We start from the raw sequence: 23,745 nt of genomic DNA on the forward strand, positions 1-23,745 counted from the left end.
TGTGCCGCACTCATCACCGGGCGGTGGCCGTGCGGCGGGCGACGACCTCGGTGGCGGTGTCCAAGACGGTGGCGGAATCGACTTCGGTGACCCCGTTGTCGAGGTCGACGGTGACGATCGTCGGGGCGATCTGGCGGACGAAGTCCGGTCCGCCCGTCGCCGAGTCGTCGTCGGAGGCGTCGAAGAGAGCTTCGACGGCCACGGAGATCGCCGAGGGTGTGTCGAGGTCGGCCCTCCACAGCTTCTTCAGTGCCCCGCGGGCGAAGCCGGAACCGGAGCCGATGGAATGGAACCGGTGCTCTTCGTACTTTCCGCCGGTGACGTCGAATCTGAAGATCTGGCCCTGGGGTCGCGATTCGTCGACTCCGGCGAACAGCGGGACGACGGTCAGTCCCCGCATCGCCAGGCCGAGGTTTCCGCGCAGCATCGCCGCGAGTCGGTTGGCTTTGCCGTTGAGCGACAGGCGGGCGCCTTCGATCTTCTCGTAGTGTTCGAGTTCGAGTTGGAAAAGCCGGATGAGGTCGAGGGCGACACCGGCAGTGCCGGCGATGCCGATGACGGAGTAGTCATCGGCGGCTTTGACCTTCTCCATCGAATGCGAGGCGATGAGGTTGCCGATCGTCGCCCTCCGGTCACCGGCCATGAGGATTCCGCCGGCGGTGCGGAAGCAGATGATCGTCGTGCCCTCCGGGGACTGTTCGGCCAGATCCCGGGCACCGGGGTGCGGCAGCGCCTCGGGGGCGAGGGAACGGGCGAGTTCGACGAACGAGTTGCTCGTCGAACTCAAGAATGCAGGAGGGAATCCTGCCATCTCATTGGCCGCCCTTCTGCACGAAGTTCTTGACGAATTCCTCCGCGTTCGATTCGAGCACGCCGTCGATCTCGTCGAGGATGGAATCGACGTTCTGAGTGTTGATCTGTCCCTGCACGGCCTCCGGCGGATCGACGGGGGCGTCTCCCCCACCGGACGATTTGTCTCTCTGGACCTGTTCCTGCGAGCTCATCTCACACTCCTTCAGTCGTTCTTCACGCTCAGTCTATCCACTCCGAGTGCCTTGAGCAGGTCCTCGGCGGTCTCGATTCTCTCGACTCGTTCGGCGAGCAGTTCGCGAGTGCCCTTGAGCGGTTCGTCCATGGGCAGGCGCACCACTCCGAAGGCTCCCGCATTGAGTACGAGGGAATCCCAGCTGGCGGCCACCAGATCCTCGCCGAGGCGGCTGACCGCCACGGAGCGCAGGAACGCCCGGGTCCCGTCGGGGGCGTTGGTCACGGCGGCTTCGACCTCGGCGTCGGTGGTCATCCGGCGGATGCGTCCGGCTCGTTCGAGCTTGTGGAAGAGCCCCTTCTCCGGGCGCACATCGTGGTATTGGACGTCGATGAGGGCGAGCTTCGGGTGGTCCCAGTCGATGTCCTCCCGTGTTCGGTAGCTCTCGACCAGCACCCACTTGGCGACCCAGTCGATGGAGTCGGCGAGAGTCTTCGGGTCGGTCGAGAGTCCGTCGAGGAATCGGCGCCATTCGGCGAGCACCTGACTCGTCTCGGCATCGTCGGGGTCTGCGTGTTCGAGGCAGGCTGAGTAGAAGGTCTCTTGGATCTCGAGCGCCGTTGCCGTCGTCCCGTCGGTCAGCGGCAGCGGGGTGGTCAGGCTGAGGTCGTGGCTGACGTCCCACAGCGACTGCAGGGCATCGGCGAGTTCGATCCGCGGTGCCAGCCCCGCCTCGATGAGGCCGAGGACGAGGGAGGTCGAGCCGAAGCGGACGAACGTGGCGGGCTCCGCCAACGTGGCGTCGCCGATGATGACGTGCAGCCGACGGTACTTCGCGGGATCGGCGTGCGGTTCGTCACGAGTGTTGACGATCGGACGCCGCAGGGTCGTCTCGAGTCCCACCTCGGCTTCGAAGAAGTCCGCACGGGATGAGATCTGAAACCCCTTGCCCTCGCCCTCGCGGCCGATGCCGACCCGTCCCGATCCGCACAGGATCTGCCGGGTGACGAAGAAGGGGACGAGGCCGGCCACGAGGTCGTCGAAGTCGGTGGACCGGTCGACGAGGTAGTTCTCATGGGTGCCGTAGGAGGCTCCCTTGGAATCAGTGTTGTTCTTGTACAGATTGACCGGTTCCGCGCTCTTCTCCAGGGTCCGCACCGACTCGAGGGCGACGAGGTCGCCGGCCCGGTCGAAGGTGACGATATCGCGTGGGGTGAGCACTTCCGGGGAGGAGTATTCGGGATGAGCGTGGTCGACGTAGTAGCGGGCGCCGTTCTCCGTGACGACGTTGGCCAGGTACTGGGCTTCGACATCGTCCTGCGGGAGATGGGTCAGCTGCGAGACGTCCGCATCGGCGATGTTCATGAAGAAGCCGCGAGCGTCGGCCAGCGGAGACTCGGTGGCGAAGTCCCAGAAGTTCTGGGACGACTTCAGTCCGCGCGGACCGGCATAGGCGTCGACGACACGAGCCGAGTCCCGCATCGGGTTCGCCCGCGGGTTGCCCGGCTGGCTGAGGCCGAACTCCGTCTCGGCTCCCATGACGCGTCCGACTCTGAGCATCTGCTTCTCCTCCACGGTCTAGACTCGGGGACGTGGCAACGAAGAAATCTCATCTCCCCATCGCCCTGATCGTCGACCTCGTTCTCGTGGTTCTGTTCACGATCGTCGGTCATTACACACATTCTCACAATTTCGATCCGCAGGGGCTGATGACCACAGCGTGGCCGTTCGTGGCAGCCCTCGTCATCGCCTGGCTGCTCACGGCCGTCTGGGATCGACCGATCGCTCCGCTGGCCACGGGCACCGGCGTCTGGGCGATCACGGTCCTCGTCGGACTCGTTCTGCGCGGAATCACCGGTGCCGGCGGCGATCCGGGTTCGGTGCCGGTGAGCTTCATGATCGTCGCGACCTCGCTCAATCTCATCACCCTGGTCGGCTGGCGTCTCATCGCCACGGCCGTCTCCGGCGATTCCGGCCGCCGCAGACGCGGCCGCTGAGCGCAGCTCTACCCGATTCAGACGAGATCGGAATTCGGCCGCACCTCGGCGATCTCGGTCTCGTACGGCACGGTCGGGGCTCCCCTCGTCGTGTCGAGGTGCATCATCCGCAGATGGGTGACGCGCTCTCCCTTTCGCCCGGAGATCCGTGCCCATTCGTCGGGGTTCGTCGTGTTCGGCAGGTCTTCGTGTTCGCTGAACTCTTCGGCGATCGCATCCTCGAAGTGCCCGGTGCGCAGACCGCGTTCGCCGGTGTCGAGCAGCGACTTGATCGCCGCCTTCTTCGCCCGGTCGACGATGTTGTGGATCATCGCCCCGGAGGCGAACGCAGAGAAGTGAAGGACTTCCTTCGCCCCGTCGGCGTAGCTGACCTCCACGAATTCGTTCTCCGGGGTCTCGGCGAACATCCGTTCGACGCAGCTGTCGATGAGTGCCGAGACTGCCTCGGCGGGGGTGTCGTGGCCGGCGAGCACGCTCGAGTGCAGCGGCAGCTCGGCGGTCAGATACTTCTCGAAGATGTCGCGGGCCGCCTCGGCGTCGGGGCGTTCGATGCGGATCTTCACATCGAGTCGGCCAGGGCGCAGGATCGCGGGGTCGATGAGGTCTTCACGGTTCGAAGCGCCGATGACGATGACGTTGTCGAGCTGTTCGACGCCGTCGATCTCGGTGAGCAGCTGCGGGACGATCGTCGTCTCCACGTCCGAGGACTTGCCGGTGCCGCGGGTGCGGAACAGTGATTCCATCTCATCGAAGAACACCACGACCGGGAACCCGGCTGAGGCTTTCTCTCGCGCTCGAGCGAAGATCAGGCGCAGCTGGCGTTCGGTCTCGCCGACGTACTTGTCCAGCAGCTCCGGGCCTTTGATGTTGAGGAAGTAGGTCTTGCTCGTGCGGACCGTCCCCGTGCGATCGGCCAGGGAATTCGCCACTGCCTTCGCGATGAGCGTCTTTCCGCAGCCGGGAGGCCCGTAGAGCAGGATGCCCTTGGGCGGTTTGAGTCCGTGCTCGGTGTAGAGCTCGGGATGTTCGAAGGGCAGTTCGACGGCATCCTTGATCTGCTCGATCTGGTCGGCCAGTCCGCCGATGTCCGAGTAGGTGATGTCGGGGACCTCTTCGAGCAGCAGCGAGGACACCTCGGGCTTCTCGACGACCTGCAGGGCGTAATGGGTGCGGGTGTCGACGACGACGGCATCGCCGACGCGCAGCCCTGCGTCGACGAGATCGGCGGCGAGGGTGAAGACCTGTTCGTCATCGCCGGGGGCTCCGACGAGGATCCGCTGGGAATCGACGAATTCGCGGACGTTGACGACCGATCCCACGGGTGGGAAGTCGCCGGTGCCGATGATGACGAGACCTTCGGACAGCAGAACGTCGGCTCCGGCTCGCAGACTCTCGGGCTCTACCTCGGGGGCGACGGCCACACGCATCCGGCGGCCGCCGACGATGACATCGGCAGTCACCGCGTTCTCGCCGAGCGCGATGAGTGTGCCCCAGTTGTTCGGCGGCTCGGTCAGGCGCCTGGCCTCCTCCTTGATCCTGCCGAGCTCATCACGGGCCGTGCGCAGAGTCTTCGACAGTGCCTCGTTGCGTTTGCCCGCGGTGTAGAGCTGCTGACGCAGGGACGCGGTGTCCTCGCGCAGCTTCTTCACTTCGGTCGTGGTCTCTGTCATCGATCCTCCTTCGGCCCTGTGCTGGTGCCGGTCGGGCTGTCTGTGACATCTGTGGACTGCGCATCTGCGGAGCCTTCGGGCTCGGTGCGCAGGCGTCTGCCGGCCTCGCGCATCACCCGGCGCAGCTTCTTCCCGTGTGCGGTGCGGGTGCCGATGGCCGCCTCGGTGACTTCCGGTTCCGTCCACGCCGCCACATCCTCGGCGGCCGCGGTGGCCCCCTGAGGACGTTTCTTCTTCTCCAGCGGGCTGATGCCGTCGGCCATCCGGCGGGCCATGATGAGGAACCCGGTGTGGGCGATCATCCGGTGGTCGGGGCGGACGGCGAGTCCGTCGACGTGCCAACCGCGGACCATGGCCTCCATGGACTCGGGTTCGGCGAACCTGCCGGTGGCGCGCAGGGCTTCGACGAAGCGGGAGAGCTGCGGGACGGTGGCGACGTAGGCGATGACGATTCCCCCGGGTGTCAGGGCTTCGCTGACCGCCTCGAGCGTGTTCCAGGGGGTGAGCATGTCGAGGACGACGCGGTCGACGCTGCCGGGGCCGAACGTCTGCGGCAGGGTCTGCGCGAGATCGCCGACGGTGACCGCCCAGTTGTCCGGTTCGCCGTCGAAGAAGTCGGCGATGTTGCCGGCCGCGATCGTCGCGAACTCCTCACGCAGTTCGAACGAGTGGACGGACCCGTTCGGGCCCACGGCTCGCAGCAGCGCCATCGACAGGGCTCCGGATCCGACGCCGGCTTCGACGACCGTGGCCCCGGGAAAGATATCGCCGAGGGTGACGATGAGTCCCGAATCCTTCGGGTAGACGACTGCGGCGCCACGGGGCATGGAGAGCACGAAGTCTTCGTAGCGTGGGCGGAAGACCTGGAAGTCGATTCCCCCGGTGTTCGCGACGATGATTCCCTCAGTGCGCCCGATGATGTCATCGTGGCTGATGAGGCCCTTGTTCGTGTGGAAGTGCTCACCCGGGGCGAGCACGAAGGTGTGCATCCGCCCCTTGGGGTCGGTGAGTTGGACCTTCTCTCCGGCGTCCAGAACGCGCGGGGGCCGGGAATGGAGTGGCTGAGTCATGATGTGTCCACTCTACGCTGGTGAGGATTGCCTCACACAACCGGTTCAGGCTGCGAGCAGCTCGTCGAAGAACTCCTGCAGGTCGATGACTCCGATCAGGGTGTTGCCGTCCATGACCAGGCTGAACTGCGCCTTGGGTCGATGTGTGAGCGATTCGAGCAGGTGCGGGGCGGTGATGTCCTTGGGCACGCCGATCCATCCGGCCAGGGGCCGGGCGACCTCACCGGCGGGAACGGCGTCCAGGGTCTCGGCGAGCCGGCCCGCTGCGGCGTGTCGGTCGACGAGACCGTACGGCAGGCCCTTCTGGTCGAGGACGACGATGAGTGTGCGCTCCTTCGCGTTCCCGAGCGTGTTCGCATAGTCGAGGGTGTCGGCCAGGTCGGCGTCCCAGGTGGCCGCGATCGCCGGTTGGATGACCTGGGAGAGGTCGTAGGTCTCCATCTTCCGGGCCCGTTTGGCGTGGGTCGCGGCATCTCCGGCGGAGAACCACAGCATGATCGCGATGAGTGACATCCAGGCGACGGTCAGCGGGTCGGGTCGTTCGCCGGCCAGCAGCGGGGTGATGACCGACCAGCCGATGAAGCCGACGGCGATGATGCGGCCGACCCAGCTGGCCACGATCGTGCCCAGAAACTGTGACCCGGTGATGCGCCACATGATCGCCTGCAGCGCCCAGCCGCCGTCGAGCGGGATGCCCGGCAGCAGGTTGATGGCGCCGAGGGCGACGTTGGCGAAGGTGACGGCGATGAGCAGCAGCCACGGCACCGAGGTGGGGCTGGCGGCACTGAGGCACCACCATCCCAGCAGGGCCAGAACGATGTTGACGATGGGGCCCACGATCGAGATGACGAAGCTCGTCATCGCCGCTTTGTCACGCGGGTTGTCCATCTGCGGTTCGAACCGGGTGAACCCGCCCCAGATGTTCAGCTCGATCGCGGCGACCTTCTGCCCGTAGAACTGGCCGGCGACGCCGTGAGCGAGTTCGTGGAGGAAGACGGAGGCGAAGAGGAGCACGGCATAGGCGAAGGCGACGAACCAGGCCCCGATGCCCAGATCCGGTCGGACCTGGTTGAGCCACGGTGTGAAGAGGATGGTGATCACGATGGCGGCGAGGAACCACGACCACGCCAGAATCACCGGAGCGCCGAGGACGGTGCCCAAGCGCAGACCCGATGACGCACCGGGGTGGTGGTTTTTCGCGGCCATTGAAGGGGTTCCTCCGGTCGATGTCGTGGTCAGCGGACCACTGAGGGTCGGTTACTCAGCCTAACAGCGACGACGCTCCGACCGCTGGTCGCCACGTCGTGTCCGTGCAGGTCGTTACAGTGGAGTTATGGCCGAGCTCACCAGTCTCTCGCCCTCGCGGGCCAACGACTTCATCCAATGCCCTCTGAAGTTCCGTTTCCGCAGCATCGACAAGCTGCCGGAGCCGCCCTCTCAGGCCGCGTTCCGCGGCACGGTGGTCCATTCGGTGCTCGAGAAGCTGTTCACCGCACCGGCAGGCGAACGCACGGCCGAACTCGCGCAGACGATGCTCGTGCCGGCGTGGGAGGAACTCGTCGAGAAGGATCCGGAGGTGCTCGAGATCTTCGGGGACGACGCCGAGAAGGAGACGTTCTTCACATCGGCGCGTCGGCTCATCGATTCCTACTTCGTGCTCGAGTATCCGGAACATCTCGAACCGGAGGAGACGGAGAAGTTCGTGCGGACGACACTCGACAACGGTCTCGAACTGCGCGGCTTCATCGACCGGGTCGACGTCGCCCCGGGTGGCCAGCGGCGGCTCGTCGACTACAAGACGGGCAAGCAGCCGAAGCCTCAGTACGGGCGGGAGGCGAAGTTCCAGATGGGCTTCTACGCTCTCGTCGTCTACCGCCTCTCCGGCGAACTCGTCCACACTCTGCAGCTGATGTACCTGGGTTCGCGCAGTGTGCTGAAATCCCACCCGACGATGGCCGAGGTCGAACAGACGCAGTTCGAGATCGATGCCATCTGGAACGACATCATCGCCTCGGCCGAGTCGGATCGGTGGCGGCCGAAGAAGTCACCGCTGTGCAATTGGTGCACGTTCAAGCCGCTGTGCCCGGCCTGGGGCAATACCGCTCCCCCGACCCCGGAGATCACGAAGATCGTCGGGGCTTAGGGTTCAGGCGCTCTGCTGAGCACGCAGGCGTCGCAGGTCGGCGACTCCGCGGCCTTCGAGGCTGTCCCACAGGATCCGGCCCGGACGGGGCTCGAGGTCGACGAAATGCGGGATCCCGATGGCAATGGTTCCCGCCGCCTCGGCACTGGCCAGACCCGGCTTCGAATCCTCCAGGGCCACGCAGTCGGCCGGGTCGAGACCGAGCAGGGCGGCTCCGCGCAGATACGGCTCGGGGTGCGGTTTGCCGGCGGAGACCTCATCGCCGGAGACGAGACCGGCGAAGCTGTTCGGCGGACAGCTGGAGATGACCGCCTCGGCCAGTGGTCGGTAGGACATCGTGACCATGACGTTCGGGATGCCCTCGGCCTTGAGTTCGGCCAGCAGCTCCAGCGCACCGGGACGGAACGGCACGGATGCTCGGATCTGTCCGATGACATTGCCCATCAGGGTCTCGACGATCTCCTCGGCGGGCAGGTCGAGACCGGCCTCGCGCATCATTCGGGCGGAGACGATCAGCTCGTTGCCGACGAATTCGAGCCCCTGCTCCTCCGACCAGGACAGCCCGTGGGCGTTCATGAGTTCGGTCTCGGCGCGGATCCAGTACGGCTCGGTGTCGACGAGGGTTCCGTCCATGTCCCACAGGACGGCGAAAGGGTCGGCTGATGCGTGGTTCGTCATAGGCCCAGCGTAGTCTGGAACCATGAGTATTCTTCCATCCGGGTCCGGGGCACTCGTCTTCATCGCCTTCGAAGGTCAGGATGCCGATGCTTCCGAAGCGGCGAGTTCGCTGGCCAAGGATCTCATCGAGGTCTGGCACCTGGACGATTCCGAAATCCTCGACACCGATGGGTTCTACGAATTCCGTTTCTCCGAACCCGAGATCATCCGCGATGAGGCCGGAACGGCGTCGATCGCCTGGCCGGGTGTCGCGGTGCATCGGGGCCGCCTCGGCGAGTTGCCGATCACGGTCATCCAGGGGCACGAACCGGGGCTGAAATGGCGGGAGTTCCTCACCCTCATTCTCGCGCACGTCGGTGACGACGATACCGTCGTCCTCCTCGGTGGGCTCCATGCCGAGGTTCCGCATACGCGGCCCCTGCCAGTCGTGGCCAACACGGAGGACGCTGAGCTCGCGTCCGGGCTCGGCATCGACGTCAACGGCTATGAGGGGCCCATCGGCATTCTCGGACTTCTCGCAGTCGCCTGCCGCTGGCGCGGAATCAGGGCGATCAACCTGTGGGTGGGCGTGCCGGACTATCTCGCAGAGTCTCCGTCGCCGAAGGCCGAGCTCGCCCTGGCGAAGGCGGTCGAACGCTATGTCGGCATCGAGATCGACATCCATGTGCTCGAGGAGGAGAGCCGGGCCTGGGAACTCGGTGCCGACGAACTCGTCTCCTTCAACCCGCGGCTGGCAGAGCTCGTCAAGGCGTTGGAGAAGCAGAACGATTCGGCGGACCTGCCGGAGGCCAGCGGAGACGCCATCGCGGCCGAGTTCGAACGCTATCTGCGCAAACGCGGCCGCGATAAGTGAACCACGCTCATTCGGCGGTCAGGCGGTGAGGGCCGAGCGATGTCGGTCGAGTGATATCAGTCCAGCAGGCGGATGCCCAGGAGGGCATCGACGGCGTCGGCGACGCGGTCTCCGCTGAGCGCCGCGGTCTCCGAGGGTTCGGAGTCCGCATAGTGTTCGGCCCATTCGTCGAGGATCCCCAGAGCCCGCGGGCTGTCGAGGTCATCGGTGAGTGCTTCCCGCAGCAGACCGATGATGTGCTCGCGCAGACCCTGGCGACATTCGGATTCGCATTTAGCCGCATGCCTCCATGATCGCAGGCGCGCCTCGGCGATGGACAGCTGCTCGTCGGTGAAGCTCCAGTCGCTGCGATAGTGGTTGGACAGGATCACGGTGCGGATGGCCATGGGGTCGACTCCGCGTTCACGCAGCTTCGAGACGAGGACGAGGTTGCCCTTGGACTTGCTCATCTTCTCGCCGTCGAGGCCGACCATCCCGGTGTGCATATAGGTCTTCGCCATCGGCGTGTCCCGCCAAGCCGAGGCGTGGGCGGCGCTCATCTCGTGGTGCGGGAAGATGAGGTCGCTGCCGCCTCCCTGCACATCGACGGGGAAGCCGAGGTACCGATCGGCGATGACTGTGCATTCGATATGCCAACCCGGACGTCCCCGGCCCAGTGCTCCGCCGTCCCAGGACGGTTCGCCTTCGCGTTCGGCCCTCCACAGCAGCGGGTCGATGGGATCCTCTTTGCCCGGGGTCTCGGGGTCTCCGCCGCGTTCGGCCGACAGTGCGGCCATGGTCTCGGCATCATCATGGCTGACGGTGCCGAACGGCGGAGTGATCTGTGTCGACACCCGATAGTAGACGTCACCGTTGTCGAGGGTGTAGGCGGCTCCCCTGTCCACGAGGTCGCGGACTCCGGCGGCGATCTCGTCGACGGATTCGACGACGCCGATGAAGCTGGCCGGCGGGATCACCCGCAGGGCTTCCATGTCTTCACGGAAGAGCTGGATCTGGGAGGCAGCGAGTTCGCGCCAGTCGGCTCCCGTGGCGTCGGCGCGCTCCAGCAGAGGGTCGTCGACATCAGTGGTGTTCTGGGCGTAGTCGACCTCGAGGCCCGCGTCGCGCCAGATCCGGTTGAGCAGATCGAAGGCCACATAGGTGGCGGCGTGCCCGAGGTGCGTCGCATCGTAGGGGGTGATGCCGCAGACGTAGAGTCGAGCGGTCTGCTCGGATCCGCGCAGTCGGCGCGGGCTGCGGGTGCTCGTATCGAACACCGTGGGCACCTTGCCGGTGCTGGTCAGACGGGGCAGTTGAGGTTCGGGCCATGACTTCACGGCACCCAGCCTAACCGAGAGGCAGGCGTTCGGCACTTCCGGGTTGACGTGATACCGCTTTCAGATCGGCGGCCAGGGAATGACGGTGCGATCGTCAGGTGCTTCGGGGAAGAACTCGGCGGCGAGAAGCCGGTTCGCCCGGTCTTCCAGGGCCTGGATCTCGTCGGCCGACAGGCAGTCGTTCAGCTGCGTCCGCAGCGTTTCGCCCATGGCGGCGACTTCCTGCAGAGCATCGATCTCTTCGGCGCAGAACGAGGTGCGAGAGAAACCCCACAGCACGGTGCGCAGCTTCTCCTCCCGGTGGAAGGTCAGCCCGTTGTCGATGCCGAAGACGCCGATGTCGGACGCGGCGGTGCTCGGCAGCGTGCTGCCGGTGATGACATGGCCGGCTTTGCGGTCGGCGTTGTTGGCCAGCAGGTCGAAGAAGGCGATGGTGCGCAGGGCACCGTCGACGGAGTGGGAGAGCACGAGGTCGCGGCCGTCTTCGGTGCGCAGGGCGAAGATCGGGGTGTGGTCGACGGGGATCGCGCTGACCGTCGACAGGGTCACCGCTTCGTCATCGTCAGAGGCTTCGACGTAGGCCTGCAGGGATCCGCGGCCGGCCGGCAGATCGTCGCGCAGCACCGTCGGCGGGACCACTCCCAGATCGAGCGCGGACGACAGCCGGTAGGCAGCGACCTCGCGCAGAGCCAGGGTCTGCTCCGGGAAGTCGATCAGGGGCCGTTCGCCGGAGATCGGTTTGTAGACGGCCTTGATCGCCCGGCCCGCGTGTTCGAGCACGAGCAGCCGGGTGTCATTGCTGGCGCGTGGGATCGCGCCCATCTCCGTCCACTCCCCCGCAGCCAGTGCGTCGAGGACAAACCCGTGGTCCATCACCGATCAGGCGCGCGGGATCCCGTTGGCCCGGGGGCACAGGTGGCCGTCGGGTTCGAGCGGGAGGGAGCAGAACGGGCAGTCTCCGCGTCCGGCACTGATGACCTGTTCGCCGCGCCGGGCGAACTCGCGGGCGGCGGCGGCGTCGAGGACGATGCGCAGGACCTCTCGTTCGACCTCGTCGTCATCGGGGTCGGCAGAGGTTCCGGCCTGGGCGTCCGCCTCGGTGAGTTCGAAGCACTCGATGACGAGTTCGTGTTTGACGGTATCCCAGCCCAGGCTCATCGTGCCGACACGGAACTCCGGTTCGATGGGAACGTTGAGTCCCGCGTTGTCGATGAGATCGTCGAGCGCCGTCTGCGGCACCCGAGCGGCCGGGTCCTTGATCATCACCATGTCGAGCAGTTCGGTGATCCGGTCGGAGAGGATCTCGACCTGTTCCTTCTCGACGACCACCGTCGTGAGCGCGGTGCCGGACTTCGCTTGGAGGAGGAACGTCCTCTCGCCGGGAAGTCCGATTGTGCCGACGACGAAACGATCGGGTGTGGGGTGGTCGTACAGAGCTGCCATGTCTTCAGCCTAGTTCAAAGACTTACATGTCGGTCCGGCCTGGGATACATTTGAGTCATGAGCACTGATCCTCGTGAGGCCCTGGACGCATTCCTCGAAGCAGTGAGAGAGCACTACGCTGCATCCGCACACCGCAACGGTGACCAAGACCCCCGAGTCGAAGCCGCTTATATGGCTTTGGCCGATGCCTTCGAAATCTACGAAGACGCGATCTACACCGCGTTCGACGAAGTCACCCCGTTCGAGCTCTTCGATGACGTCGAGGATGCCAAGGACGATGACGAGTTCCTCCTCGACGATGACGACGAGGACGACTGAGCGCTTCGTGCGCTGACCACTTCGCGGAGGTTTCCGTAAAAGCGTGGCACGAGTGCGCCTTGTTGCCGTGACGGCACATGCCCCGCCTGCGACACCCGTGAAGGCGATCAGAGCAGCGAGAGCGCATTGTCGAATTGTCCCGTATAGACGTCAATGAGAATCCCGAGCAGGCCGAGGCTTGACGAGATCGCGCCCATCGCCACCGCGGCCGTGGCCATCCTCGAGGCACCTGCAACTTGCAGAGCGCGGCGTCTGCCGATGAGGCCGAGTACGAACGCAAGGCCGCCAATCGCGAATGGCACGACGCTCGTGAGCACGAGACCTGGCAGCCAGTACCGGTCATCAAAGGGAGGTCCGTTCTCCGACGTGGCCGCGAGACCGGACAGTCCGTTGAGAACCTCGAACACGGCCCCTGCGAACCAGGCCACTACTGCCGCAGTTCCGAAAAGCAGCGCGGCGATGTTCAACGGTCGATCATTCGCCCGGGGAGGAGTCACTTCTGTCGTCCGCCTCATCATGCAACCTGTCCCCCACTCTGAAATTCGCTCTAGGCAGACGGGCTCCATGAGATCTGGTCGAGCACCTCGGCGATCTCATCGGCCAGTTCGACCTCGCTGCCGGTGACCTCGGCCAGCTGTGCCGGAGTGCGGGGCGAGACCAGGGTGCTCGCGATTCCGTGCTGGCGATTGAAGGCCAACGCGATGTCGACTGTCGACACGCCCAGCGCGGTCGCGGCGCGACGGACGCCGGCCAGAACACGGTTCGAGCGTTCGTCGAGGTAGGCACCGGCGTATTCGCTCAGCTCCCCCGCCAGGCGCGAATCCTGCGGAGTCGCGTTCCGGTATTTGTCGGTGAGCACTCCGCGGCCCAGTCCCGCTCCGGCGATGACTGAGACTCCCGCATAGTCGGCGGCGGGCATGAGCTCCGCTTCGGCCTCGCGGTTGAGCAGCGAGTATTCGGCGACGGCGCAGGCGATCGGAATCCCGGCTCCGCGCATCTCCGCCAGCTGCCACCCGGTGTGGTGGGACACCCCGACGTAACGGATCTTCCCCAGCGTGAGCAGCGTCTCAACGGCCGAGGCGGTCTCGGCTCGGCCGACTTCGGCATCGAAGACGTCGAGGACGAGCACGTCGAGGTGATCGCGTCCCACCGTGTTCAGGAGCGAGTCGACCTGGCTGAGGATTCTCGAGCGCCCGAGCCCGACCTCGATGTGGTCGGGATCACTCATGGACACGCCCACGCGGGACAGCAGCAGAATCTCTTCGGGAAGTCTCAGCCGCCCGAGCACCTCTGCGGAGGCTGTGGCCGAGCTGGGCAGCTCGATGAGGTTGCCACCTGCGTCGTTGTAGCTATCGACGAGGAGCTGGGCGACTTGGTCATCGACCCGGTGCCCCCACTCGAAGGTCCCGAGACCCACATCGCTGATTTCCAGACCGGTGGTGCCGAGGCGTTGGTGCTTCATGCTTCTTGAGGTTACCTGATGCTGCGACTACCGTGGTTTCGTTCCCACCTCATAATCTCAAGGAGTCGTATGTACGACTGGCTGGTCGCCGCCGTGCTCGGAATCGTTCAGGCACTCACGGAGTTCCTCCCGATCTCGTCGTCGGCGCATGTGCGCATCGTCGGCGAGCTCATGCTCCCGGGGTCCGATCCGGGCGCGTTCTTCACCGCCATCATCCAGATCGGCACCGAGGCGGCCGTCGTCGTCTACTTCTGGCGCGATATCGTCACTATCATCTCGAAATGGTGCAAGGCACTCGTCGGCAAGCATGACCGCCAGGACCCCGAGGTGCGCCTGGGTTGGCTCATCATCGTCGGTTCGATCCCCATCGTCATCATCGGTCTGCTCTTCCAGGACTACATCGAGGGTGCTCTGCGCAGCCTGTGGATCACGGCCACGATGCTCATCGTCTTCGGCCTCATCATCGGCATCGCCGACTGGGCGGGGAAACGCGAACGCACCCTCGAGGATATGAACTGGGGTCAGGGCATCCTGTTCGGCTTGGCCCAGGCGCTCGCCGTCATTCCCGGCGTGTCACGCTCGGGAGGGACGATCATGGCCGGCCGTTTCATGGGCTTCGATCGTCCTTCCGCCGCGCGTTATTCGTTCCTGCTCGCCATTCCCGCCGTCGTCGGCTCAGGCCTCTACGGCGTGGCGCAGACGCTTGGTCGCAGTGAGGCCATGGTGCTCGGCTGGGGACCGACGATGCTGGCCACAGTGATTTCGTTCGCTCTCGGCCTCGTCGTCATCCACTGGTTCCTCAAGTATGTGGAGACGAAGTCGTTCGCCATCTTCGTCTGGTACCGCGTGGCCCTGGGCATCGTCCTCTACATCCTGCTCGGCACGGGAGTCCTCGCAGCGATCTGAGCCCGCGCATTTCATTTCGGGCTGACGGTCCGACACTCCAGCATCATCTGATCCCGGCATTCGCCCACGAGTGCCGGGATCAGCGCATTCCGCCGCCGCCGACGGCGGCCGACTGGGCGAGTCCGGCGGCTGTCACCGACATCGCGGCGAGCACCGGCTTGTCACCGGAGAAGTCGATGACCGTGAACGACCCGGGAGCCACGCTCAGCCGTTGGAAGTCGTCCAGCGGCATCCCCAGGGCGTCGGCGATGATCGCCGTGATGATGTCTCCATGGGAGACGATCATCGCCCACCGAGGCGGCGCCGACTTCCCCGCGTCCGTTCCGGAATCCGCGGCGGATTCGAGTTCCGCATCGGCACGCTCCTCTTCGCGCAGCTGAGCCACGAGGTCACGGACGCGGGCCGTCGCACGCTCGGCCGCCTCGGTGATGGATTCCCCTCCGGGGAACCTGGCCTGCGAGGCCGTCTTCACCACGGTCGCCCACAGGGGCTCCTCCCCCAACTCTGTGAGCGATCGGCCCGTCCACTCGCCGTAGTCGAGTTCGATGACGGCATCGTCGGCATCGATGCGCTCGAACCGGGCTGCCTCCGCCGCGATGGTCGCGGTCTGTTCGCAGCGCTGCAGGGGCGAATGCAGAAGCTGGGCGAAGTGCCGGTGCGGCAGCAGCTCGAGGTTGGCCCGCAGCGCTCGGGTTCCCTCCTCGGTGAGGGACACGCCGGGCGCGCGTCCGGCCAGGATTCCGGAGACGTTGGCGCTGGAGAGGCCGTGCCGCAGCAGAACGATGACGGGCATACCGTCAAGATTAGCCCAGATCGTCTAGGGTGAGGCTATGAAACGTCAGCGTCCACGTATGACCTACGAGTTCCGGAAGGTCTCGTTCTCCAGGGATGTGCCGCGGTCGGTCAGCCTGCAGGAACTCAACGACCAGGCGGAATACGGACAGTGGGAGCTCGCCCGCACCCGCATCTCCGTCGGCGGAGTCCGCACCGTGTGGCTGCGCCGCAAGATCATGCCGCTGGCGGTCAGCAGCTGATCGGTTGAGGTCTCCGTCCCTCGTCCCCGTCCTCACCGCCGGCCTCGTCACGATCGCTGCGGGTGCGGCGATGTCCCTGCAGGGTCGGGCGAACGGGCTGCTCGGTCTGGTGCTCGGCCACGCCGTCTTCGCCGCACTCATCTCGTTCCTCGTCGGACTCCTCTGCGTCGGCATCGCCTTGGCTGTCTCGGCCCGCTCTCGAACCTCCGCCCGCCGCCTCGTCGGACTGCTGCGTGACCGCAGTCTTCCGTGGTGGATGCTCCTCGGGGGCCTGAGCGGCGGACTCGTCGTCATCGCGCAGGCCACGACCATTCCCCTGATGGGAGTGGCGATGTTCACGATGGCCTTCGTCTCCGGTCAGGTCACCGGCGGACTCATCGTCGATTCCACCGAGCTGCCGCCGGGAGGGCGACAGCGCCTGAATGTGCTGCGCATCCTCGGCGTGCTCATCGTGCTCGCGTCCCTGGCCTTCGCCGCCGGCGACCGCCTGCAGTCGGGCATACCGCTGTGGACTCCCCTGCTTCCGTTCGTCTCCGGTGCGCTGACCAGTGTGCAGCAGGCCTTCAACGGCCATATCCGCGCCGCCACCGAATCGGCGGTGGTCGCGACCACGGTGAACTTCACCGTCGGCTTCGCAGCGCTCGTCATCGGCACGGTCGTCCTGCTCATGACCGGCGTTGCCTGGCGCGGATTCCCGACCGCACCGGATCAGTGGTGGATCCTCCTCGGCGGGGCCTTCGGCGTGGTCTTCATCGCTCTGACCACGGTGACCGTGGCCAGGCTGGGCGTGCTGCTGCTCAGCCTGTTCGCGCTCTTCGGCAACCTGGTCGGGGCACTGGTACTCGATGCGCTGCTGCCGATTCCCGGCTCCGAGGTCACACTGATCACGGTGGTCAGCGCCGTCGGAGTGCTCATCGGGATCGTCGTGACGATTCTGCCGGTGCCGGTCAGGCCTTCATCAGGGGCCAGGCCGTCGTCAGCGGTCAGGCCTTCATCAGGGGCCAGGCCGTCGTCAGCGGTCAGGCCGTCGTCAGCGGTCAGGCCTTCATCAGGAAATCGCCGAGGACCCGCGTCCCGAACTTGAGCGCCGAGATCGGCACCCTCTCGTCGACGCAGTGGAACATGGCCGGGAAGTCGAGGTCGCCGGTGAGCTGGAGCGGGGCGAAACCGTAGCCGGTGATGCCGAGTTCGGCCATCGACTTGTTGTCCGTGCCACCGGAGAGAGTGTAGGGCAGGACGTTCGCACTCGGATCATCGGCGAGGAGGCTCTTGCGCATCTGCTCAACCAGCGGGGTGTCGAACGGCGATTCGAGGGCCTCGCCCTCATCCTCGGCGGAGATGTCGATGCCCTCTCCCGCGAGTTCCTTGATTGTGAGCATGACGTCCTCGTGCTGGCCCGGCAGAGTGCGGCAGTCGACATAAGCGGTCGCGGTACCGGGAATGACGTTGTGTTTGTAACCGGCGTCGAGGAACGACGGGTTGGAGGTGTTCTGCAGGGTCGGTGCCACGAACTTCTCGACCGAACCGAGTTCGGCGAGCAGCTGCGGGATCGTCTCTGCCGTGAATTCGATTCCCGTGAGCTCGGAGACGCCCTCGAGCAGCTTCCGCGTGGCCAGGGGGATCTCCTGGGGCCACGGGTGGTTGCCGATCCGGGTGATCGCTGCGGCAAGACGCGTGACCGGGTTGTCGTCATTGCGCTGGGATCCGTGTCCGGCTGTGCCGTGGGCGACGAGGTTGAGCCAGGCCAAGCCCTTCTCGGCGGTCTGGATGAGGTAGACGCGCTGCCCACGGACATCCACGGAGTAGCCTCCGACCTCCGAGATCGCCTCGGTGGCTCCGGAGAACAGCTCGGGACGATTGCGCACCATATGGCGGGCGCCGTAATTGCCTCCGGCCTCCTCGTCGGCGAAGAAGGCGATCACGAGGTCCCGACGAGGGGTGAGCCCTTGGGCCAGCATGGCACGGACGGAGGCGACGATCATCGCGTCCATGTCCTTCATGTCCACCGCACCGCGGCCCCACAGAAGCCCGTCCTTGATGACACCTTCGAAGGGGTCGACGCTCCAGTCCTCGGCTGCGGCCGGAACGACGTCCGTGTGACCGTGGACGACGAGTGCCGGAGCATTCGGGTCGGAGCCTTTCACACGGGCGACGAGGTTGGCCCTTCCCCGCGACGATTCGACGATTTCGGACTTCAGGTCCACCTCGGCGAGCCAGGACGCGATGAGTTCGGCCGCCGGCAGCTCCGGGTTCGCCTTGTTTCCGCCCCAGTTCTGGGTATCGATGCGGATGAGCTGACGGCACAGTTCGGTGACTTCGTCCTCTGCGGCGCTGAAATCAAACACGGGGGCTCCCCTCGATGGTGGTTCGATCACGCGGCGGTGCTGTGATCGGCCTGACAACCACCACCGTATCCCACCGGCGGGCGTTGCTGACCGACCACACGGTGTGCACCAGCGGATCAGCCAGCACACACATTTCGGCCTGCGCCCCGTACCCGCGGGTTCGAAATTCATACGCGGTGATCTCGATCAGGGCGTATGAACTTTCGACCCGTGGAAGCCGGAAGCCCCTGTGCCGCGGACGGCACCGACTCCTGGATGCGAAAACGGCCTCCGGATCGAAATCCGGAGGCCGTCTCCTCGTTGTGCGCGAAGGGGGACTTGAACCCCCACGCCCGATAAGTTGGGCACTAGCACCTCAAGCTAGCGCGTCTACCAATTCCGCCACTCGCGCTGGCAACAGAGATAACTCTACATGCGCGAAACGGTGTCGCAAAATCGAAATCGGCTTTTGTGACGCACTGCACTTATCACGCCATCAGTCGAGGTGTGCCACCCGCGAGAGGACGTGCGGTTTGCCGTTCTTCAGGTCGAAGACGGCCGACTGCGCAGCCTCGTGACGACGCCCTTCGGTCAGCGCATAGCCGACCGTGCCGGGCAGCAGGATCGGCTTCGCAAAGGACACATCCCAGCGGTAGGACTCGAGCCGCGGATCCATCGCCGAGAACGCCCGGGAGGCGCTGTACATCCCATGGGCGATCTGCCGCGGAAATCCGAATCCCTTCGCGGCCAGACCGTTGAGGTGGATCGGGTTGTAGTCACCGGAGACCTTCGCATAGCGCTGACCGATGATCGGATCCAGACGCCACAGGGCACTGGGCTGCGGCGCCGTGAACTCGAGGTGCGGAACCTGTGCCTTCGGCTTGGCTCCGGAGAGCTTGCGCCCCTTGGCCAGGTACGTGGACACCTCGTCCATCACGGGACGACCGTCGACCTCCGCCTCGAGCCGAACCTCGATCGTCGTGCCCTTCGTGTGCTCGAAGGGACCGGCCAGCTCGAGGTGGAAATCCACGACCTCGCCGAGGCGGGCCTGCGAATGCATGTCGACGCGGTTGTGGATGTGGACCATCCCCATCATCGGCAGCGGCACTTCGGGGTCGGCCAGCAGCTGCATGCTCAGCGGGAAGCCGAGGATGTGCAGATAGCCGGGGTGGACGATATCGCTCAAGCCGTAACCGACGACATGGGCGAAGCCCGCATAGGCGACCGATTCGAGCGGAATGCTGCGATCGATCGCATGGTCCGGCAGCTCCGGACCGGTGCGCGGTCCCACCGGCAGCGTCTTGAGCAGGGCACGGGCGTAGACGGGAAGCATCGAATCCGCCATCATGCACCCACCATGTTCTGACCGCAGACGCGCAGGGTCTGCCCGTTGATGCCGCGGGCACCGCTGGAGGCGAGGAAGCCGATGGCTTCGGCCACGTCGACCGGCTGACCGCCCTGCTGCAGGCTGGAGAGCCGGCGCGCGACCTGGCGTGTGAGGGTGGGCATCTTCGCGGTCATATCCGTTTCGATGAACCCGGGCGCCACCGCGTTGATCGCTCCCCCGCGGGCGCCGAAGTCCTCCGCCGAGGCGGCCGTGAGTCCGATGACTCCGGCCTTCGAAGTCGCGTAGTTCGTCTGGCCGCGGTTGCCCGCGATTCCCGAGGTCGAGGCCAGGGAGACGACCTGGGCGCCGTCGGCGAAGAGTCCCTTCTCCGAGAGGCGCGCATTGATCATCGTCTGCGCGGCGATGTTGACGGCGATGACCGAATCCCATTTGGCCGCGTCCATGTTCGCCAGCATCTTGTCGCGGGTGATGCCGGCGTTGTGGACGAGGATGTCCACGGGTGCCCCGAGCGCCTCGGTGATCTTGTCCGGGGCATCGGCTGCGGTGATGTCGAGCTGCAGCGACTTGCCGCCGATCCGGTTCATCACCTGCGCCAGCGCCTGCCCGGCCTGCGGCATGTCCACGCCGATGACGTAGGCGCCGTCGCGGGCGAGGTTCTCGGCGATCGCGGCTCCGATTCCGCGTGCGGCACCGGTGACCACGGCGGTGCGTCCGGCCAGCGGGCCGGCGTCACCGGTGGACATGAATTCGTCTAGGCTCAGCCGCTGCCCGGCGTCCGACGACACCGTGAGGAACTGACCGGAGACATAGGCGGATTTGCCGGAGAGCAGGAACCACAGCGCCGCTGTCACCGAGGGCGCGGTGAGGTCGACGCCGTCGAGGAGGATTCCGTTGGCGGTCGCGCCGGCGCGCATCTCATGGGCGACCGACCGGGTGAAGCCGGTGATGCCCTGGGCGGTGGCGGCCTGCTCCGGTGTCTGGCTCTGCGCATCCGGTGCCGTCGAGATTGTGATCACTCGACCACAGGCGGCCAGTGAACGCAGGGCGGCGCCGATCTCGAGGACGACCGGTGACAGGTCGGCTGGGGACTGCGCGTCGTCGAGGACGGCGATGACGGCCCGCAGCTTCTCCCCGGTCTGGGCGTTGCGGCGGACCTCGAGTCCGTTCTCCAGCAGCTGATCGGCCAGCCCCTGGGCTCCCGGACCGGTGCCGAGGACGAGGACCGGCTTGTTCTCATAGGACGCCGGGGTGGAGCCGAAGCGGTTGAGTTCCACCGGCTGCGGCAGGCCGAGGGTTTTGGCCACCTGCTTCAGCGGTCCGTTGACGAGGGAGAGATAGGTGTCTTTCATGCTGCCTCCACAATCGCAGTGAGTCCCTGTCCGCCTGCGGCGCAGATCGAGACCAGGGAGCGCTTCTTGCCGGTGGTCTTCAGGTGCTTGGCGGTGCTGGCGATGATCCGCCCGCCGGTGGCGGCGAAGGGGTGACCTGCGGCCAGGCTCGAGCCCAGCGGGTTGAGCTTGTCGCGGTCGATGGTGCCCAGTGCCGCATCGAGTCCGGCCTTGTCCTTGCAGAACTCTTCGGATTCCCAGGCGGCCAGGTGCGAGAGCACAGTGGAGGCGAATGCTTCGTGGATCTCGAAGACATCGAAGTCGTCGAAGGTCAGCCCGTTGCGGGCCAGCAGCCGCGGAACTGCGTAGGCGGGGGCCATGAGCAGACCTTCGTCGCCGTCGACGAAATCGACGGCGGCTGCTTCGGCATCGACAAGGCGCGCCAACGGGGTGAATCCGTGTTCGGCGGCCCAGTCCTCACTGCCCAGCAGCACCGAGGACGCGCCGTCGGTCAGCGGAGTCGAGTTGCCGGCGGTCATGGTCGCCTCGGCGGCGAGCTTCCTGCCGAAGACGGGGTTGAGCTTCGCCAGGGATTCCACGGTCGAGTCGGCACGCATGTTCGTATCGCGGCTGACCCCGAGGTACGGGGTGGTGAGGTCATCGAAGAAACCGGATTCCCATGCCGCGGCGAGGTTTTTGTGGGAGGCCACGGCGAGTTCGTCCTGAGCCTGCCGGCTGATGCCCCAGGCGGCGGTGGTGATCGCCTGGTGCTCGCCCATGCTCAAGCCCGTGCGCGGTTCGCCCGTGCTCGGAGCCTGCGGTGCAAGGTAGGCGGGGCGGATCTGGGAGGCGATCTTCGCCTTCTGCACCATCGTCTTCGCACGGGTGAGCTCGAGGAGGATCTCGCGCATTGAATCGTTGATGACGATCGGAGCGTCGGACGTCGAATCCACGCCCGAGGCGATTCCGGATTCGATCTGCCCGGCGTTGATCTTGTTGTTGAGGCTGACCACGGCTTCGAGGCCGGTGGCGCAGGCCTGACCAAGATCGAAGGCGGGCGTCGTCGGCGCCAGGGCGGAGCCGAGCACGGCTTCCCGGGTGAGGTTGAAGTCCTTCGAATGCTTGAGGACTGCACCTCCGGCGACCTCGCCGATGTTCTCTCCGGCCAGTCCGAAGCGGGCAACGAGCCCGTCGATGGTCGAGGTGAGCATATCGAGGTTCGTGGCCTTCGCGTACTGCTTGTTCGAGCGGGCGAAGGGAATTCGATTGCCGCCGAGGATGACGGCGCGGTTGTTGGGAGCGGACATGTGCACCTCCGAGTGGTTGATTTAGCCGATACCGACAGTACCTGATACTGTCGGTTACATGAAATCGATCACAGACGGTCGCTCGACGAGATGGCAGAAGCATCGCAATGAGCGTCGTCGCGAACTTCTGCGTTCCGTGCGGCTCGTCGTCGAGGAGTACGGCGACGATATGTCGATGGAGCAGATTTCGGACGCGACCGGGACGTCGAAGTCGGTGCTCTACCGATACTGGCTCTTCGCAGTTAGGGGTGTAATCGGGGTCTGAATCCTCCCGTCTCGAGCAAGCTTCGGGCGATGTAGTGGGTGAGGTTCCGGAACCCCAGCGCCGATCCACGTAGGTGTTCCAGCCTGCCGTTCAATGCTTCCGTCGGACCGTTCGACGTCCCCGGCCGATCGAAATACGCCAACACATCCATAGCCCGCTTCTTCAACGTCCGCCCCAGCCGGCGCAGCTCAACAAGACCAGCAGGCACCCCGGACGAGATGGAGTCGATGATCGACTGCAGCGACTTCTTCCCCGCGGTTCGGTCCGGGTTGCGGTAGGCGGTGATGATGTCTTGGAACACGCTCCAGGTCACCTCCACATCAGCATGATTCTCATCAGCAAAGAGAGCGACGATCCGTTGCTGCTGCCGCTCGGTGAGTAACTGACACCCGGTGTGCAGAGTCCGCCGGGCCTGATACAACGGGTCGCCCTTCTTCCCGCGGTGCCCGGTCGTTTCCTGCTGAACACGCCTGCGGACCTCGTCCAGACTGTCCCCGGCGAGCTTGACGACATGGAAGGGATCCATCACTTCCACCGCGGCCGGCAGCTCTTCGACAGCAGCGGTCTTGAACCCGGTGAACCCATCCATCGCCACGACCTCGATTCCATCGCGGAAGGCCTTCGACTGCCGGGCCAGCCACGATTTGAACACGGCCTTCGATCGTCCCTCAACCATGTCCAGCAATCTCGCTGGTCCTGTCTGATCGCGGATCGGGGTGAGATCGATGATCACGGTCACGTACTTGTCACCCCGTCTGGTGTGCCGCCAGACATGTTCGTCGACGCCGATGACGCTCACGTTATCGAACCGGGAAGGATCGTCGATGAGAGCCCGATGTCCTTCGGCCAGGATCGCGTCATTAGCGGTGTGCCAGGATACAGCGAGCTTGGCCGCGATGACGGAGATCGTGGCGTGATCGACAACGAGTGCTTTCAAAGCCCATGCGAGTCCGGTGCGCGAGATCTTGGCCCTGGCTGGGGCTGCTTGGTCGGTGTCATGGCGCCACACGCGCCCACAGAGTTCGCACTTGTAGCGACGGAGTCGGATGAGCAGGGTGGTGGGACGGTGCCCGAAGGGTTCGTGAGCCAATTTCCGGGTCACAGTATCGCGGGGCCGGCCATGTCCGCCGCATCGGTGGCACCACTCATCGTCAGTGGTTGGGGTGCACAGGAGAACTGTTTCTGAATCGGTGACGTGTTGGCCCGTGCAGTGCAGGCCGAGTGTGTCGAGGTGGCAGAACGTGGTGAGGTCAGGGGTGGAGAACGTAAGGTGGTGCACGTCGAGGTCTTTCGGATGG

The 23,745-nt window shown here is 65.5% G+C and carries 26 protein-coding genes and 1 tRNA gene; 8 read left to right on the top strand and 19 right to left on the bottom strand.

Annotated features, from left to right (window positions below; translation table 11 throughout):
* Positions 1–13: 13 nt before the first annotated feature.
* The 3 genes from prcB to dop are packed head-to-tail and all read right to left on the bottom strand — an operon-like array spanning position 14 to position 2,545.
* Complete coding sequence (gene prcB, locus CXR29_RS08945; protein ID WP_127364353.1) at positions 14–811, bottom strand: proteasome subunit beta; 798 nt, start codon at positions 809–811, stop codon at positions 14–16.
* A 1-nt stretch (position 812) separates the two neighbouring features.
* A complete protein-coding gene (locus tag CXR29_RS08950; RefSeq protein WP_025778371.1) occupies positions 813–1,004 on the bottom strand; it encodes a ubiquitin-like protein Pup in 192 nt (63 codons plus the stop codon).
* A gap of 11 nt (positions 1,005–1,015) precedes the next feature.
* Positions 1,016–2,545, bottom strand: a complete 1,530-nt coding sequence (gene dop / locus CXR29_RS08955; RefSeq protein WP_127364354.1) for a depupylase/deamidase Dop — start codon at positions 2,543–2,545, stop codon at positions 1,016–1,018.
* Positions 2,546–2,577: 32 nt separating this feature from the next.
* On the opposite strand from dop, the gene CXR29_RS08960 reads away from it, so the two are divergent.
* Positions 2,578–2,982 (top strand): DUF3054 domain-containing protein, encoded by a 405-nt coding sequence (locus CXR29_RS08960; RefSeq protein WP_127364355.1) that lies wholly within the window; start codon positions 2,578–2,580, stop codon positions 2,980–2,982.
* A 17-nt stretch (positions 2,983–2,999) separates the two neighbouring features.
* Here CXR29_RS08960 and arc read toward each other — a convergent pair whose 3' ends face one another.
* From arc to CXR29_RS08975, 3 genes are read right to left on the bottom strand one after another with little or no spacing between them, the layout of a single operon-like run.
* Complete coding sequence (gene arc, locus CXR29_RS08965; protein WP_127364356.1) at positions 3,000–4,652, bottom strand: proteasome ATPase; 1,653 nt, start codon at positions 4,650–4,652, stop codon at positions 3,000–3,002.
* A complete protein-coding gene (locus CXR29_RS08970) occupies positions 4,649–5,722 on the bottom strand; it encodes a tRNA (adenine-N1)-methyltransferase (RefSeq protein WP_127364357.1) in 1,074 nt (357 codons plus the stop codon). The genes arc and CXR29_RS08970 overlap by 4 nt, the downstream gene beginning before the upstream one ends.
* A 45-nt stretch (positions 5,723–5,767) precedes the next feature.
* Positions 5,768–6,928, bottom strand: coding sequence for a site-2 protease family protein (locus CXR29_RS08975; RefSeq protein WP_025778376.1), 1,161 nt, complete (start codon positions 6,926–6,928; stop codon positions 5,768–5,770).
* Between the two features lie 127 nt (positions 6,929–7,055).
* Here CXR29_RS08975 and CXR29_RS08980 point away from each other — a divergent pair, with 127 nt between their 5' ends.
* Positions 7,056–7,865 carry a RecB family exonuclease gene (locus tag CXR29_RS08980; RefSeq protein ID WP_127364358.1) on the top strand — a complete coding sequence of 270 codons (810 nt, stop codon included), beginning with the start codon at positions 7,056–7,058 and terminating at the stop codon, positions 7,863–7,865.
* A 3-nt stretch (positions 7,866–7,868) separates the two neighbouring features.
* Here CXR29_RS08980 and CXR29_RS08985 read toward each other — a convergent pair whose 3' ends face one another.
* Entirely contained in the window at positions 7,869–8,543 is a 675-nt protein-coding gene (locus tag CXR29_RS08985; protein WP_127364359.1) for an HAD family hydrolase, read from the bottom strand.
* Between the two features lie 22 nt (positions 8,544–8,565).
* On the opposite strand from CXR29_RS08985, the gene CXR29_RS08990 reads away from it, so the two are divergent.
* Entirely contained in the window at positions 8,566–9,396 is an 831-nt protein-coding gene (locus CXR29_RS08990; RefSeq protein WP_101555188.1) for a proteasome assembly chaperone family protein, read from the top strand.
* A gap of 56 nt (positions 9,397–9,452) precedes the next feature.
* On the opposite strand, the gene mshC is transcribed toward CXR29_RS08990, so the two are convergent.
* Genes mshC through CXR29_RS09005 form a run of 3 tightly spaced genes read right to left on the bottom strand, consistent with a single transcriptional unit; the run spans position 9,453 to position 12,155 of the window.
* On the bottom strand, positions 9,453–10,712 hold the full coding sequence (mshC, locus tag CXR29_RS08995) for a cysteine--1-D-myo-inosityl 2-amino-2-deoxy-alpha-D-glucopyranoside ligase (protein ID WP_025778380.1): 1,260 nt from the start codon (positions 10,710–10,712) through the stop codon (positions 9,453–9,455).
* A 60-nt stretch (positions 10,713–10,772) separates the two neighbouring features.
* Positions 10,773–11,585 (bottom strand): SCO1664 family protein, encoded by an 813-nt coding sequence (locus CXR29_RS09000; RefSeq protein ID WP_101555187.1) that lies wholly within the window; start codon positions 11,583–11,585, stop codon positions 10,773–10,775.
* Positions 11,586–11,591: 6 nt separating this feature from the next.
* On the bottom strand, positions 11,592–12,155 hold the full coding sequence (locus CXR29_RS09005; RefSeq protein WP_101555186.1) for a DUF3090 family protein: 564 nt from the start codon (positions 12,153–12,155) through the stop codon (positions 11,592–11,594).
* 57 nt (positions 12,156–12,212) lie between these two features.
* On the opposite strand from CXR29_RS09005, the gene CXR29_RS09010 reads away from it, so the two are divergent.
* Positions 12,213–12,473, top strand: coding sequence for a hypothetical protein (locus CXR29_RS09010; RefSeq protein WP_025778383.1), 261 nt, complete (start codon positions 12,213–12,215; stop codon positions 12,471–12,473).
* Positions 12,474–12,580: 107 nt separating this feature from the next.
* Here CXR29_RS09010 and CXR29_RS09015 read toward each other — a convergent pair whose 3' ends face one another.
* Together CXR29_RS09015 and CXR29_RS09020 are read right to left on the bottom strand one after the other, a co-directional pair.
* Positions 12,581–12,940 carry a hypothetical protein gene (locus CXR29_RS09015; RefSeq protein WP_101556005.1) on the bottom strand — a complete coding sequence of 120 codons (360 nt, stop codon included), beginning with the start codon at positions 12,938–12,940 and terminating at the stop codon, positions 12,581–12,583.
* Between the two features lie 80 nt (positions 12,941–13,020).
* Positions 13,021–13,935, bottom strand: a complete 915-nt coding sequence (locus tag CXR29_RS09020; RefSeq protein WP_127364360.1) for an aldo/keto reductase — start codon at positions 13,933–13,935, stop codon at positions 13,021–13,023.
* Positions 13,936–14,004: 69 nt separating this feature from the next.
* Here CXR29_RS09020 and CXR29_RS09025 point away from each other — a divergent pair, with 69 nt between their 5' ends.
* A complete protein-coding gene (locus tag CXR29_RS09025; protein ID WP_127364361.1) occupies positions 14,005–14,841 on the top strand; it encodes an undecaprenyl-diphosphate phosphatase in 837 nt (278 codons plus the stop codon).
* A gap of 79 nt (positions 14,842–14,920) precedes the next feature.
* Here the strand turns inward: CXR29_RS09025 and CXR29_RS09030 are convergent, their stop codons facing one another.
* Complete coding sequence (locus CXR29_RS09030; protein WP_127364362.1) at positions 14,921–15,634, bottom strand: histidine phosphatase family protein; 714 nt, start codon at positions 15,632–15,634, stop codon at positions 14,921–14,923.
* A gap of 58 nt (positions 15,635–15,692) precedes the next feature.
* Between CXR29_RS09030 and CXR29_RS09035 the strand changes: the two genes are divergently transcribed.
* Complete coding sequence (locus CXR29_RS09035; protein WP_051505184.1) at positions 15,693–15,875, top strand: DUF5703 family protein; 183 nt, start codon at positions 15,693–15,695, stop codon at positions 15,873–15,875.
* Between the two features lie 4 nt (positions 15,876–15,879).
* Positions 15,880–16,959, top strand: a complete 1,080-nt coding sequence (locus CXR29_RS09040; RefSeq protein ID WP_241241390.1) for a DMT family transporter — start codon at positions 15,880–15,882, stop codon at positions 16,957–16,959.
* Here CXR29_RS09040 and CXR29_RS09045 read toward each other — a convergent pair.
* The 5 genes from CXR29_RS09045 to CXR29_RS09065 all read right to left on the bottom strand — a co-directional run bounded on the left by CXR29_RS09045 (position 16,913) and on the right by CXR29_RS09065 (position 22,182).
* Positions 16,913–18,220: a M20/M25/M40 family metallo-hydrolase gene (locus CXR29_RS09045; RefSeq protein WP_127364363.1), complete on the bottom strand. Its 1,308-nt coding sequence runs from the start codon at positions 18,218–18,220 to the stop codon at positions 16,913–16,915. The genes CXR29_RS09040 and CXR29_RS09045 overlap by 47 nt on opposite strands.
* A 303-nt stretch (positions 18,221–18,523) precedes the next feature.
* A tRNA-Leu gene (locus tag CXR29_RS09050) sits at positions 18,524–18,611 on the bottom strand.
* An 84-nt stretch (positions 18,612–18,695) separates the two neighbouring features.
* A complete protein-coding gene (locus CXR29_RS09055; RefSeq protein WP_127364364.1) occupies positions 18,696–19,547 on the bottom strand; it encodes a MaoC family dehydratase in 852 nt (283 codons plus the stop codon).
* Positions 19,544–20,896, bottom strand: coding sequence for a 3-oxoacyl-ACP reductase (locus CXR29_RS09060; RefSeq protein ID WP_127364365.1), 1,353 nt, complete (start codon positions 20,894–20,896; stop codon positions 19,544–19,546). Before CXR29_RS09060 ends, CXR29_RS09055 begins: the two co-directional genes overlap by 4 nt.
* Positions 20,893–22,182 carry an acetyl-CoA C-acetyltransferase gene (locus CXR29_RS09065; RefSeq protein ID WP_101555998.1) on the bottom strand — a complete coding sequence of 430 codons (1,290 nt, stop codon included), beginning with the start codon at positions 22,180–22,182 and terminating at the stop codon, positions 20,893–20,895. Before CXR29_RS09065 ends, CXR29_RS09060 begins: the two co-directional genes overlap by 4 nt.
* Positions 22,183–22,240: 58 nt before the next feature.
* On the opposite strand from CXR29_RS09065, the gene CXR29_RS09070 reads away from it, so the two are divergent.
* Positions 22,241–22,447, top strand: coding sequence for a hypothetical protein (locus CXR29_RS09070; protein ID WP_241241391.1), 207 nt, complete (start codon positions 22,241–22,243; stop codon positions 22,445–22,447).
* On the opposite strand, the gene CXR29_RS09075 is transcribed toward CXR29_RS09070, so the two are convergent.
* On the bottom strand, positions 22,425–23,726 hold the full coding sequence (locus CXR29_RS09075) for an ISL3 family transposase (protein ID WP_009881950.1): 1,302 nt from the start codon (positions 23,724–23,726) through the stop codon (positions 22,425–22,427). The two genes, CXR29_RS09070 and CXR29_RS09075, sit on opposite strands and share 23 nt — an antisense overlap.
* Positions 23,727–23,745 lie beyond the last annotated feature (19 nt).

Origin of the sequence: Brevibacterium linens, assembly GCF_003999335.1 — a bacterium.
Taxonomy (GTDB): domain Bacteria; phylum Actinomycetota; class Actinomycetes; order Actinomycetales; family Brevibacteriaceae; genus Brevibacterium; species Brevibacterium linens.

Bases quoted from the DNA above. Each gene is read 5' to 3' on its own strand.
- prcB (WP_127364353.1), bottom strand. From the start codon at position 811: ATGGCAGGATTCCCTCCTGCATTCTTGAGTTCGACGAGCAACTCGTTC.
- CXR29_RS08950 (WP_025778371.1), bottom strand. From the start codon at position 1,004: ATGAGCTCGCAGGAACAGGTCCAGAGAGACAAATCGTCCGGTGGGGGA.
- dop (WP_127364354.1), bottom strand. From the start codon at position 2,545: ATGCTCAGAGTCGGACGCGTCATGGGAGCCGAGACGGAGTTCGGCCTC.
- arc (WP_127364356.1), bottom strand. From the start codon at position 4,652: ATGACAGAGACCACGACCGAAGTGAAGAAGCTGCGCGAGGACACCGCG.
- CXR29_RS08970 (WP_127364357.1), bottom strand. From the start codon at position 5,722: ATGACTCAGCCACTCCATTCCCGGCCCCCGCGCGTTCTGGACGCCGGA.
- CXR29_RS08975 (WP_025778376.1), bottom strand. From the start codon at position 6,928: ATGGCCGCGAAAAACCACCACCCCGGTGCGTCATCGGGTCTGCGCTTG.
- CXR29_RS08980 (WP_127364358.1), top strand. From the start codon at position 7,056: ATGGCCGAGCTCACCAGTCTCTCGCCCTCGCGGGCCAACGACTTCATC.
- CXR29_RS08985 (WP_127364359.1), bottom strand. From the start codon at position 8,543: ATGACGAACCACGCATCAGCCGACCCTTTCGCCGTCCTGTGGGACATG.
- CXR29_RS08990 (WP_101555188.1), top strand. From the start codon at position 8,566: ATGAGTATTCTTCCATCCGGGTCCGGGGCACTCGTCTTCATCGCCTTC.
- CXR29_RS09000 (WP_101555187.1), bottom strand. From the start codon at position 11,585: ATGGACCACGGGTTTGTCCTCGACGCACTGGCTGCGGGGGAGTGGACG.
- CXR29_RS09005 (WP_101555186.1), bottom strand. From the start codon at position 12,155: ATGGCAGCTCTGTACGACCACCCCACACCCGATCGTTTCGTCGTCGGC.
- CXR29_RS09010 (WP_025778383.1), top strand. From the start codon at position 12,213: ATGAGCACTGATCCTCGTGAGGCCCTGGACGCATTCCTCGAAGCAGTG.
- CXR29_RS09020 (WP_127364360.1), bottom strand. From the start codon at position 13,935: ATGAAGCACCAACGCCTCGGCACCACCGGTCTGGAAATCAGCGATGTG.
- CXR29_RS09025 (WP_127364361.1), top strand. From the start codon at position 14,005: ATGTACGACTGGCTGGTCGCCGCCGTGCTCGGAATCGTTCAGGCACTC.
- CXR29_RS09030 (WP_127364362.1), bottom strand. From the start codon at position 15,634: ATGCCCGTCATCGTTCTGCTGCGGCACGGCCTCTCCAGCGCCAACGTC.
- CXR29_RS09035 (WP_051505184.1), top strand. From the start codon at position 15,693: ATGACCTACGAGTTCCGGAAGGTCTCGTTCTCCAGGGATGTGCCGCGG.
- CXR29_RS09055 (WP_127364364.1), bottom strand. From the start codon at position 19,547: ATGATGGCGGATTCGATGCTTCCCGTCTACGCCCGTGCCCTGCTCAAG.
- CXR29_RS09060 (WP_127364365.1), bottom strand. From the start codon at position 20,896: ATGAAAGACACCTATCTCTCCCTCGTCAACGGACCGCTGAAGCAGGTG.
- CXR29_RS09065 (WP_101555998.1), bottom strand. From the start codon at position 22,182: ATGTCCGCTCCCAACAACCGCGCCGTCATCCTCGGCGGCAATCGAATT.
- CXR29_RS09070 (WP_241241391.1), top strand. From the start codon at position 22,241: ATGAAATCGATCACAGACGGTCGCTCGACGAGATGGCAGAAGCATCGC.